Genomic DNA, 12,233 nt, shown 5'->3' with positions numbered 1-12,233 from the left:
GGTTAAAAATTGCGATAGGAAGTACAGTATATCATATCACCACAGGCATTTACAAACAAATTTCCACAAAAAACATATGAATTTTTTTAGAGGTTACTTGTAGTCCCTCAACCATTGGCTACGCGCTGCGCCGTGGCATACCAAAGCACGGTCGCAGCTACTCCACCAAGCGCGGTGAAGCGGATTTAAATGGGATTTATAACACAAATCAAACTAGATTGCTTTTATTGTTATACTGTGTTCAATTTGTGGTTGCAAGTTTTAATTTTAATAGTTTTCGCTTCTCACTTCAAAATAGCTTTGGGGATGGGCGCAGACGGCGCAGATTTCTGGGGCTTTTTTGCCCATAACCATGTGTCCGCAGTTGCGACATTCCCACATGGTCATCTCGCCTTTTTCAAACACGGCCTTCATTTCCACGTTGCTGAGCAGTGCTCTGTACCGTTCTTCGTGAGACTTTTCAATGGCACCCACAGCACGGAACTTGGCGGCCAACACAGGGAAGCCTTCTTCCTCTGCTTCCTTGGCAAAGGTATCGTACATATCGGTCCATTCGTAGTTTTCACCATCGGCGGCTTCCTTCAGATTTTCAGCGGTGTTGCCAATACCGTTCAATTCCTTGAACCACATCTTTGCGTGTTCCATTTCATTGCCTGCGGTCTGCAAGAAAAGACCTGCAATTTGCTCATAGCCTTCTTTTTTGGCAACGCTGGCAAAATAAGAGTATTTATTACGGGCTTGGCTTTCCCCTGCAAAGGCAGATGCCAAATTGGCTTCGGTTTTGGTGCCTGCATATGGGTTTTTAGGTTCTTCCAGCTTCACAAACACGCTGGCAGGTTGCTTGCAGATGGGGCAGATGAAATCGTCGGGCAGATCCCCTTCGTGAATGTGTTTACAGATGGTGCATTGATACTTTGCCATGGGTTTATCCTCCTTTTTCACTTCAATCTTCGGGTCGTTTACGGTTAATTTTTCTAGCAAGGCGGTTACATCGGCCTTGGCAGTTTGGGCAATCTCTTTGGTTAGCAAGCCAGTTAAAAAGTCGTTGACCTTTTGGCTTTGTGGCAACATATACCCTGCTTCACGGATGATGTCCTCCGCCATGATGCGGCTCGATTGTGCCACAGCTTTGGCCAGTCTGCCATCCAACTGGGAGGCAATGGCTTCTTGTTTGGCCTTGCTATGGAGGAGCAAGGTCATGGCATCCACCACGGGTTGCTCATGGGGCTGTTGGGGTGGCATTGTAACAGGCACCATGGAAATGGCGTGGGAGGGACAAGCGTCGGCGCAAGCGCTACAGCCGATACACTTATCCACGTCGATGATGCTGTTTTCCGTGTCCGTTGCCCCTGTGGGACAGACGTAGAGACAGATGCAATCTTTGGTACAAAGGCGAATGTTTCTCACAGCAAATCGCTTATCCATGGGTTTGTCCCCCTTCCACACGTTCAAACTTCCAACTTGGCACCTTGCACACAGGACATAGCTCTGGCGGTGTGTCGCCAATGTAGATGAAACCGCAAATGGTACACACGTACACATTGGTGTGTGCCAACATGGCATCACCCTCTTGGGCATATCGCTTCAAAAGGGATTGCAAAATCATGGTCACCTTTTCGCCCCAAACCAGAGCACGCTGGGCACCGCGGTCACCGTGGGTGGTGGCGATTTGATTGGCAAGCACCATGTGTTGGGTCAAATCTTCCTCCACCAAAGCGGTCAAGTCCTTCGTGTCACCCTCCACAGCAGGTGCGGCGGCTTTGAAATAGGTGGCAAGCTTGGTGAACAGTTCTGCCTCTTCCCCTTGGTACTGCTTTTCACAACCCTTTGCCAGATTGGAACAGAGAATACTCATCTCCAACACCGACAGTTCTCGCAGGTCATCGTCCAACTCTAACGTTTCTGTTACAGGGGCGATTTTGGCTTTGGCCTCTTGGTTTTGAAAGGCCGATTTGTCCGCTTTACACAGTGGACAGACCCAATCAGCCCCCAAGTCATCCCACAGTACGCCAGTGGCTTCGTCGTGAATATAGCCACAAATGGAGCAAATATACTTGCTCATACACACATCCTCCTTATATTTTATGATGGATTTTCCATCTGAAATCACGATTCTTTGCCACAGGGCAAGGCCTCTTTGCTGGCTTGGGCATTTTCTGCCACTACGGCATAGAGCCGATAGCCACCTGCCATGTTGTACGCATCAAACCCATTTTGGCGCAGCATACGACAGGCGATATAACTGCGCAAACCCGACTGGCACACCACGTAGATGGGCTTGGTTTTCTCTAGGGTGTGGAGGTTTTCACGCAGGTCATCCACGGGGATGTTTTGGAAACCATTGATATGACCACCTGCGTATTCTTCCGCGGTGCGGGTGTCTAGCAAGGTGACGCTGCCATCACGGGGGAGAGCATCTTCCATAAACCACTGCTTCACCGTGCCATTGGCGATGTTTTCAATCATAAATCCTGCCATGTTCACAGGGTCTTTGGCAGAGGAATAAGGCGGTGCGTAGGCCAAGTCCAAGTCTTTGAGCTGGAGGGCGGTCATCCCCATGTGCATGGCGGTTGCCAACACGTCGATCCGTTTGTCCACACCGTCATAGCCCACAATTTGCGCCCCTAACAGTTTGTAGGTAGTGGCGTCAAAGAGGACTTTCATGGTCATGATATTGCCACCGGGGTAATAGCCTGCGTGGTTGGCAGGAGACAGATACACTTTGTCATAGTGCAAGCCTAAGGCCTTGGCGGTTCGCTCGTTGATGCCTGTGGTGGCCATGGTCATGTCAAATAATTTCAGCACAGAAGACCCTTGTGAACCGTGGTAACGACTGTCTAGTCCGCAAATCACATCGGCCACGATTCTGCCTTGTTTATTGGCAGGGCCAGCCAGTGAAATCAGGGCATTTTCCCCAGTGATACTGTGCTTCACCTGCACCGCATCCCCCACGGCATAGATGTTCTTGTGGGAGGTTTCCATTTTGTCGGTGACCACGATGCTCTCACGAATGCCCAGTGTCAGTCCTGCGTCTTTGGCAAGTTTGGTGTCAGGGGTGACCCCAATGGCAAGCACCATCATATCGGCTTGGAGGGAGCCACCGTCTTTGAACACCGCTTCCACACCGCCGTCAACGGCTCGAATATTTGACACGCGGTGCCCGAAGGCCAACTTGACCCCGTGGGCACGCATGGTGCTGTGTAAAAACGCCGCCATTTCGCTATCCAGCGGTGCCATCAACTGGGGTTGGCTTTGGACAATGGTTACATCCATGCCCAAATCGCAGAGGTTTTCTGCCAATTCCACCCCAATGAACCCACCGCCAGCTAAGAGGACAGACTTGGGCTTGTTGGCTTGGATATAGCGGTGGATGTTTAAGGTATCTTCCACGGTACGCAGGCTAAAGACCTGCTTTAAGGCGGTCAAATCTAGATTGGGCACCGTGGGTTTGGCACCGGGGGAGAGGATGAGACGGTCGTAGCTTTCGTCAAATATCTCACCTGTGGCTAGGTTCTTCACGGTGACGGTTTGGGCTTCTTTGTGGATAGCGAGCACTTCGTGGTGGACGTTTACGTCGATGTTAAAGCGGATTTTGAAGTTTTCTGGGGTTTGCAAAGTTAAGGCTTCTTCATTTTCAATGACGCCGCCGATAAAATAAGGCAGGCCACAGTTGGCATAGGATACAAATCCTGATTTTTCAAAGACAATGATTTGGGCTTGTTCATCCAATCGTCTCAGCCGTGCCGCCGCCGTGGCTCCACCAGCCACACCGCCTACAATTACAACTTTCATACCATTACCTCCCTGTCTCGCCTTTAATTCCTTACAACAACTCTTTAAATCAGTATATAAGTAACTACTAATATACTATATATTCCAGAATTTGTCAAGCCATTTTCAGAAAATCGATATAAAAAGGAAATCCCCTTATCAACTGGCATAAACTCCAATTGATAAGGGGATTGTTGCTATTTAGTTAGCGGCGTTCATGCCCACTTCCAAGTCGGAGAGCATCACGTCCATAGACAGCATGCCACCTTCGTGTTGGTACCAGACGTTGGGTTCCAGATACACGATGTTGCCGTTTTGCCAAGCGGAGGTTTGTTGGATGATGGCGTTGTCCAACAGTTCTTGGGCAGTGGATGCACCTTCTGTGGAGATGGCGCTGTCACGGTCCAGAACGAAGATGTAGTCAGGGTTGATGGCCAGCAGTGCTTCGTAAGATGCTTCCACACCGTGGGTAGCATCCACGTCAGCGGCTACGTTTTCAAAGCCCACGTCGTTGGTGATCATAGAGGTACGAGAGCTGTTGCCGTTGGTGGTCATGGCACCGCCAGTGAACAAAGTCAGAGCGGCAGTTTGCCCTTCACCCCAAGCTTGCAATGCTTCCAAGCGACCCATGTAGCCATCAATCATGGCTTGTGCTTCTGCTTCCAAGCCGAAGATGGATGCATTGCGCAGGTTCAAAGTGGTGAAGCTTTCAAAGGTGCTGGGTTCGTAGACCAGACCGGTGCACACGGTGGGTGCAATCAGGGAGAACTCATCGTAAGCAGCACGGGTACGACCGCTGGTGAAGATGATGTCAGGTTCAAAGGACATGATGGCTTCCATGTCGTAGTCCTTCAGACCGCCCAAGTCGGGAGAGCCTGCGGGCACATAGGCTTTCAGGTAGTCAGCCATGGAGCCTTGGATGGTCAAAAACTCCACGTCGGGGTTTTCCAAAATGCCCAGAGCGGCGCACATATCAAAGGCCACATAGTCCACAAACACAATGCGAGTGGGATAGTAAGGCACAGCCAAATCAATCCATTCGCTCTCAGCGTTTTGGACGGAGATGGTGACGGTTTCAGGGGTAGCGGTTTCGGTGGCAACGGTTTCTTCGGTGGTGGTTTCTTCTTCAACTGCAGAAGAACTGCAAGCCACAAGGCTCATGGACATGGCCAGAGCCAAAATCAGGGATAGTGTTCTTTTCATAGGGTTCCTTTCGAATTGTTAGCATAAGCTAACGGTTTGATATATGAAAAACCGTCCGTAGACGGTATTTTCCGTTAGTAATACAACGACACAGGCTTGCCGTTAAGCTGTTGGATTTGGAAATCCACTTGGTACAGCGCCTTCAAAGTTTCCGCTGTCATCACCTTGTCCACCGTGTCAAATTGATACAGGGCACCGTCTTTGAAGGCACCGATGTAGTCGCTATAACAGGCGGCAAAGTTGATTTCATGGAGCACCAAAATCACGGTTTTCCCCAGTTCGTCGCTGAATTTACGACACAGCTTCATCATGTTGGAGGAATGGTAAATGTCCAGATTGTTGGTGGGCTCGTCTAAAAACACGTACTCCGTGTCCTGTGCCAGCACCATGGCGATGTAAGCACGCTGACGCTGACCGCCAGAGAGTTCGTCGATGAAGCGACTGCTAAACTCGCTCATCTCCATGTAGGCGATGGCTTCGTCCACCTTCGCCCAATCCGCTTGCCCCAAACGGGAGCCAGCGTGGGGGAAGCGCCCAAAGGCCACCAGTTCACGGACGGTGAGCTTCATGGTGATGTGGTTGGTCTGGGTCAAAATCGCCAGACGCTTGGCAAGGTCATGGCTTTGGTAATCGGCAAGGTCTTTGTCGTCAATCAAAATCCGCCCTGCATCACGGGCGATGAGACGGGTAATCATGTTCAGCACCGTGGACTTCCCTGCCCCGTTGGGGCCAATGAGGGCAGTGACTTTGCCTTTTGGAATGGTAAAGGACACGTCATTGACCACGATTTTCGTGCCGAAAGACTTGTATAATCCGTTGATTTTCATGGCTTACGCTCCTTTGTTTTTCATGATTAAGTAGAGGAAATAACTGCCACCGAACATGCTGATAAACACGGAAATACTGGTGCCGAAGGCAAACACGTGCTCAATGAGCAACTGCCCACCCACCAGTAAAATCACCCCCAACAAGAAGGCGCCCAGTAGCAAATAGGTGTGGCGATAGGTGCGAAACAGTTGCCGTGCTAGGTTGGATAAGATGAGCCCCATGAAGGACAACGGCCCCACCACGGCGGTGGCGGTGGCGATTAACAGCACCACAGCCAGTAAAATGCGTGCCACGCTTTTGTCGTAGTCCACACCCAGATTGATGGCTTGATCTTTGCCCAAGGTCATCACGTCTAGCAGGCGGATATACCGCCAAAACACCACCACAATCACAGCGCACACCACCGTCGCCAACAGCAAAATATCGGTGTTCACATTGCTAAAGCCAGCAATCAGCTTGGTCAGCAAGGTGTCGTAGGCGTTGGGGTCCATGATACGGGTCAAGGTGGTTTGGATGCTGCCAAAAAAGTTGGAGAGCACGGTGCCAGCCAAGATGACATAGAGGACGTTGGACTTGGTTTTACGGAACAAAAAACCGTAAATTGCCGTGCCAACGACACCCATAATTACCAAATTCAGCCCAAACGAAGCATATTTGTTCATGACCCACACACTGCCACTGCCCACAAAAAAGTAGATGGTGGTGTTGATGAGACTGTACAGCGAGTTCATCCCCAACAGGCATGGTGTCACCAAGGTGTTGCGGATGACCGACTGGAAGGCCACACTGGCGGTGCCAATACAAAAGGCGGCAATCACCATGGACCACAGCTTTGGCTTGCGGATATACATGGCATAGTCGATGAACATCTGCTTGCTACGGTCAACCTCCACTGTCATGTATAGCACACAAAATAGAAGGGCAATCATGGCTAAAATGGCCAAAATAGTGGAATGTTTCAACTTTACATTGGATTTCAAATGCACGTTCATTTTGCCACCTCAGCTTTCTTGGCTTTGGGTGGTGCCAGACGTTTGAACATCAGCACCAAGAAAATGGCACTGCCTAAAATCCCAGAAATTAAGTCGATGGGCAGTTCGTAGGGGTGGATGACCAATCGACCAATCACGTCGCAAATCAGGACAAATAAGGCCCCAAAAATGGACACATCCAGCAGAGAATTGCGGATTTTGTCACCACGGAACATGGCCACAGCGTTGGGCACAATGAGACCGATGTAGGAAATGCTCCCCACCACCACTACAATACTAGCTGTAATCAACGCGGCGATGGATAAGCCCAAAAACAGCACCACATTGTAATTCACCCCCAGATTGTTGGCGAAATTCTCCCCCATACCCACAATGTTAAAGTGGTTGGCGAAGATATAGGCCAGTAGAATCAGAGGCAAAACCAAAAAGACGATTTCATAGCGCCCTTGGATAATCAGGGCAAAACTACCCACCAAATAACCGCTGAGTGACTGGGTCACCCCAGCTTCTAAGGCGAAATAACTGGTGAACCCAGAGATAACCGAACCAAACATGATGCCGATGAGAGGCACCATCACCATATCTTTCACCTTGATACGCTGAATCATCCAAACGTAAATCCAAGTGCCAATCATGGCGCAGGCAAAGGCCAGTGCCGTCCGCTGAAACAGGCTTGTACCAGTGAAAAACACCAGAGACAGCATGATGCCAAACTGGGCGGAAGAAATGGTGGCGCCTGTGGTGGGAGAGACAAATTTATTCATGCAGAGCTGCTGCATAATCAGCCCTGCCACGCTCATGCCCACCCCTGTGCAAAGGATGGCCAGCAACCGTGGCACACGAGAGATGAAGAGTAAAAATAGGTACTGGGTGTCGCCACGGAAAATGGGTGTCAGGTCAATGGCACCGATGAACAGGGATAAAACCGACAGCACAGCCAGCGCCAGTGCCATGGTGATGGTAGCAAAGTGGGTACGAATGGGAGCACCTCCAAAAAATACAATCGGTAATCATTGGTTAGTTATTTCTAACCAAGTTTCACAAGTCTATCACATTTATCCTATCATGTCAATGGGAAAAGAAGCCAATTACCATACTAAGTCAAAACGCCGTTGCACAATTATTTGTGCAACGGCGTTTTTTGTGTAACAAGTGCTATAAACAATGGGAAATCTCCTTCATTTCAGCGCAGGTGTTCGTAATTGAGTATTTCCAACACAGCACTGGCCATTTCTTCTGGGGTTTGCTCAGACTGCTGAACCGCCAAAGAGACCATGGACGCAAACAAACCGCCCACAATAAATGTTTTTTGTATTTGCGTGAACGAATCCTTATATTCCCCTTTGGTCAAGACAACATTCAAGTATTGTTCCAGAGGGCGCGCCATGCCCCTGTGGAGGTCGTTTTTTAGATATAATTTGATGTTAGATTTATAACAGTGCCAAAATTTAAAACACTGGGTTAAGGCCTGTTCCAAATCAAATGCGTCCGCTTGGACGGATGCAATATAGGCCGAGAATGTACGGTCAAAATGAAACTGAAGAATATCGTCCTTGCTTTCAAAATTCCGATAAAAAGTCAGCCTTGATACCCCTGCTTTCTCTGTGATATCCGTAACGGAAATCTGGTGATAGGGCGTGTCCTCCATGAGAAGGAGCAGGGCATCCGCCATCCATTGCTTGCTTCGTTCCGATTGTTTCATCAGTACCCCCTCCAGAACTGTAACAAAAGGATAGATTCTGTATCTTCCCTTTGAATTTCCAATCTATTATAATAAACTGTAACAGATGTAACAATCATAACATTTGTTACAATTTCAGTCAAGTATAGAAGGGGAATTTTTATGACTACATTTTTAACCTTGCTCAGCGGTATTGCGTGGACGATTGTCTACATTGAGGCAATCAGAAAGGGTTTTAAGGACAAGAGCTACGCAATGCCTCTGTTTGCCTTGGGGCTTAACATTGCGTGGGAGGCCATTTATACCATCAATGGTTTGGCGGCGCCCACCATTCAAACGCCCATCAATTTCATTTGGTGCGCTCTGGATGCGGTGATTGTTGTGACGTACTTTAAGTATGGCAAGAAATATGTGCCAGACGCTGCAAAGAAGTATTTCGTGCCCTTTAGCGTGCTGGCCTTTGCCACAACCTTTGCCATTCAAATGGCATTTTATCTCCACTTCATCAGTTCTGAAGCCGCTTCCTATTCTGCTTTTTTACAAAACGCAGCCATGTCCATCCTGTTTTTGACCATGCTCTTTCACCGCCAAAGCAAAGAAGGGCAATCTGTCCTGCTGGCCGTTGCCAAATGGATTGGCACGCTGGCGCCTACCATCAGCTTTGCGCTGATACAAGATTTCAATATCTTCATTTTGATTACAGGCATCATCTGCAGTGTGTTTGACATTCTGTACATCATCGCCTTGGTAAAATGGGACGACATCAAGCCCGCTATCAAAACAGCATAATTTGAACAGGAGAATTTCGCAATGTCAATTTTCTCGAAAACAATCTCCCAGTTAACGCTGGCTTTATATCTTATTTTGGTTTGTGTGTTAGGCGCAATCACGGCGCAGTATCCCATATTTGTGCCCTTTTTGTTCACTGTGATTTATGGGTGTTCCTATATTTTTTGGCGTGTGAATCATTATAAATTTCCATTTTACTTTCATATTGGACTTATATTTTTAATCATAAACAACCAAGGTGGCGGCGTGGACGTTGCGACTGATATTGTAAAATGGGGATTGCTATTGACGGCCATTCTGCTTATGTGTACAGGTATGAAGCTTCACAAAAAAGGCGTGCCATTCCATTCTGCCGATGGTATCGCTCAAAGTACAATGTGCAAATATAAAACCTTTTTCAAGGAAAACCCTACCACTGTACAGAGAACACTGGTGCATTGCCTGATTATTTTCATCATTTGCTGGGTTGGATATCTTGTGTATGACCACAGAGGATATTGGCTCATTATATCGGCAAGCGCCGTGCTAATTGGCGGAGATTACGGGCGAATTTCCATGAGAGGACAACGTAGAATGATCGGTGCGCTGATTAGCATGGTTGTTCTTGGTGGCTTGGTGTTTTGGCATGCAAACACGGTGGCGCTCATCGCTGTTGCTGTGATCACAATGATTGGCATTGGGTTTTTCATGCCTAACAAGTACATTATGGGCAGTGCGTGCATTGGCATGCACGCAACAGTGGGCAATATCTTAGCCAGCGGTGATTTAAGCTATACGATTGTGGGTCAAAGGGTGCTTTGGACAATTCTTGGCGCAATTCTGACGTTGGTGTTATGCTATGTGTGTGATAAATTACTACCGACTTTGTACCAAGACTATACAAAAGAGAAGCTAATCGTTGCAAAAAAGTAACGATTAAAACGATAAAACCCGACAAGTCTCGACTTGTCGGGTTTTGGCGTGGCGCTATCTTTTGGGTCGGTTTTGACCTCCATATATGCGGCGAAACCGCCTTCGCCACCGTGATTATATGCTCCCAAAATCCATAGATTTTTGTCTAGGGCTTCGCCCTTGCTCTAGCGTTCGCTAGAGCGCCCGCTGGGCAGACAAAAAGTCGTCACGCACCTGCCATGGGGCTACGCCCCTTCTGGGCTAACGCCCAGCCCCTCTGGCGAGGGGTGGCAGGATTGTATACAATATGGTCACCCCCACTATGTGGGGGCTGGGCGTAGCCCAGAGGGGCATTAGCCCCTGTGACCATGCGTGACGGCTTTTTGCACGCCCGAAGGGCACTCCAGCGAACGCTGGAGTTAAGGCGTTAGCCTTGTGCAAAAATCCATGCCGTGCTCTGTTTTCTTTCAACTAGCAGACACGCTTTGCCTGTGCGGTAATAGGCTTCCATGGTATCTTGTGGCACCATGTTGCCCCCTGTGGCCCAAACCAAATGGGTGGGCGTTGTGTCCGCCGTTTCTTGGTCACCCATCACAACGGGGCCAATCATGCCAGCCAATGCACTGGGCTCCAACCAAATATCTTGGCTGTCTGCCAGTTGCGCCAACATCTGGTACATACGGCTATCCGTGACGGTGTAACAGCCATCCAATAAGGGCTTGATAAACCGCCCCACAAATCCAGAGGCACGGCCTACTGCCAGTCCGTCGGCAACGGTTTTGTTATCGATGCCAAAATCTTGGACGCTCACTTGGTCGTGATAATCCGTCGCCATACCCAAAAGCATACAGCAAGAATGGGTGGGTTCTGCAAAATAGCAGTGGGCATGGGCGCCAAACACCATCTTGATGCCAAAGGCCACCCCACCAGGGCCACCGCCCACACCGCATGGCAAATAAACACACAAAGGATGGTATGCATCCACCACAATGCCCTGCTCTGCACATTGATTTTTCAAGCGTAGCGCCGCCACGGCATAGCCCAAAAACAACGTTTTGGAGTTTTCATCGTCCACAAAGTGGCAAAAGGGATTGTCTTGGGCGGCGATACGCCCTTCTTTCACCGCCACACTGTAATCGGACGCATATTCGTAGACCTCAACACCCTTGCTCCGCAACAAATCCTTCTTCCACTGACGGGCATCTGCCGACATATGCACCGCCACTTTGAACCCCAATTTGGCGCTGATGATACCGATGGACAACCCCAAATTCCCAGTGGAGCCCACCGCCACAGCGTAGCGTGAAAACAGGGCACGAAACCGTGGTGTGTCCAGAATTTGATAGTCGTCCTCCAAGGTGAGATACCCTTCTTTTAGGGCAATCTCCTCCGCCAATTTCAGCACTTCATAAATACCGCCACGGGCTTTAATGGACCCAGAAATGGGCAAATGACTGTCTAATTTCACCATCAAATTGCCATCAATACTCTTGCCATATTGGGTTTCTAGCACTGTTTTCATGCGAGGAATTTCCACCATTGGAGATTCCAGCAACCCTTCTAAGGGGCGTGTTTCGGAAAAGGCACTGATGAAATACGACGCAAAGCGTTGCAACCGTGCCGATGCGTCTTGGATGTCCGCCATGGTCAATGCACACTGGGCCACCGCCTGTTGGTATGGCAGTTGGTCTGGATTGCGCCAGCAGGTTTCCTTCAAGTCACAAAGGTCTTGCAAAATGGGAAATTCCGCCAGCCATTCCCCCTTGGATTTGCCTAAAATACAATCATGTTCCATAAAATTCGTCCTTTCCGCCGATGACACCCACTGAAAACAGTTGTCAACATGACACTGAACACCGCCATATATACCGCGGCAAATTATCTTGAAAAGGGCCTTCTTTTCTCAACATAGAACGTGGCCCACTCCCTATAAAACGCCGTCTAATCTGCGCTAACTCGCTAAAGATTGTATCACGCAAAGGGAAAATATGCAATACAAAACTCGGACACAAAACTTGAAAACAGGTGTATTGACACAGAGCGTAGTATACCACTGCAATGGCAGAAAATTTTTCAGC

The 12,233-nt window shown here is 48.9% G+C and carries 11 protein-coding genes; 2 read left to right on the top strand and 9 right to left on the bottom strand.

All coding sequences use genetic code 11. The features are described from left to right. Positions 1–267: 267 nt before the first annotated feature. The 8 genes from rbr to RFF05_RS13335 all read right to left on the bottom strand — a co-directional run bounded on the left by rbr (position 268) and on the right by RFF05_RS13335 (position 8,496). On the bottom strand, positions 268–1,425 hold the full coding sequence (gene rbr / locus RFF05_RS13370; RefSeq protein WP_409967556.1) for a rubrerythrin: 1,158 nt from the start codon (positions 1,423–1,425) through the stop codon (positions 268–270). Further along, positions 1,418–2,062: a rubredoxin-like domain-containing protein gene (locus RFF05_RS13365; RefSeq protein ID WP_409967555.1), complete on the bottom strand. Its 645-nt coding sequence runs from the start codon at positions 2,060–2,062 to the stop codon at positions 1,418–1,420. Before RFF05_RS13365 ends, rbr begins: the two co-directional genes overlap by 8 nt. Before the next feature lie 44 nt (positions 2,063–2,106). Continuing rightward, positions 2,107–3,792, bottom strand: a complete 1,686-nt coding sequence (locus RFF05_RS13360) for an FAD-dependent oxidoreductase (protein ID WP_409967554.1) — start codon at positions 3,790–3,792, stop codon at positions 2,107–2,109. A 180-nt stretch (positions 3,793–3,972) separates the two neighbouring features. Beyond that, positions 3,973–4,974 (bottom strand): ABC transporter substrate-binding protein, encoded by a 1,002-nt coding sequence (locus tag RFF05_RS13355; protein ID WP_409967553.1) that lies wholly within the window; start codon positions 4,972–4,974, stop codon positions 3,973–3,975. 74 nt (positions 4,975–5,048) lie between these two features. Then, the gene (locus RFF05_RS13350) at positions 5,049–5,801 is read right to left on the bottom strand and encodes an ABC transporter ATP-binding protein (RefSeq protein WP_409967552.1); all 753 of its coding nucleotides are present in this window, start codon (positions 5,799–5,801) and stop codon (positions 5,049–5,051) included. Positions 5,802–5,804: 3 nt separating this feature from the next. After that, positions 5,805–6,794 (bottom strand): iron chelate uptake ABC transporter family permease subunit, encoded by a 990-nt coding sequence (locus tag RFF05_RS13345; RefSeq protein ID WP_409967551.1) that lies wholly within the window; start codon positions 6,792–6,794, stop codon positions 5,805–5,807. Further along, positions 6,791–7,747: an ABC transporter permease gene (locus tag RFF05_RS13340; protein ID WP_409967550.1), complete on the bottom strand. Its 957-nt coding sequence runs from the start codon at positions 7,745–7,747 to the stop codon at positions 6,791–6,793. The genes RFF05_RS13345 and RFF05_RS13340 overlap by 4 nt, the downstream gene beginning before the upstream one ends. Positions 7,748–7,977: 230 nt before the next feature. After that, complete coding sequence (locus RFF05_RS13335) at positions 7,978–8,496, bottom strand: TetR/AcrR family transcriptional regulator (protein WP_409967549.1); 519 nt, start codon at positions 8,494–8,496, stop codon at positions 7,978–7,980. Positions 8,497–8,637: 141 nt separating this feature from the next. Between RFF05_RS13335 and RFF05_RS13330 the strand changes: the two genes are divergently transcribed. Both RFF05_RS13330 and RFF05_RS13325 read left to right on the top strand, forming a co-directional pair. Beyond that, complete coding sequence (locus tag RFF05_RS13330) at positions 8,638–9,264, top strand: hypothetical protein (protein WP_409967548.1); 627 nt, start codon at positions 8,638–8,640, stop codon at positions 9,262–9,264. 171 nt (positions 9,265–9,435) lie between these two features. Further along, a complete protein-coding gene (locus RFF05_RS13325; RefSeq protein WP_409967547.1) occupies positions 9,436–10,176 on the top strand; it encodes an FUSC family protein in 741 nt (246 codons plus the stop codon). 406 nt (positions 10,177–10,582) lie between these two features. On the opposite strand, the gene RFF05_RS13320 is transcribed toward RFF05_RS13325, so the two are convergent. After that, complete coding sequence (locus tag RFF05_RS13320) at positions 10,583–11,950, bottom strand: D-serine ammonia-lyase (RefSeq protein ID WP_409967546.1); 1,368 nt, start codon at positions 11,948–11,950, stop codon at positions 10,583–10,585. Positions 11,951–12,233 lie beyond the last annotated feature (283 nt).

The organism is Bengtsoniella intestinalis, from assembly GCF_039719005.1.
GTDB lineage: Bacteria > Bacillota > Clostridia > Oscillospirales > Oscillospiraceae > Oscillibacter > Oscillibacter intestinalis.
Note: the sequence above shows the minus strand (reverse complement) of the source record. Positions and strands in the feature narration are given on the sequence as shown.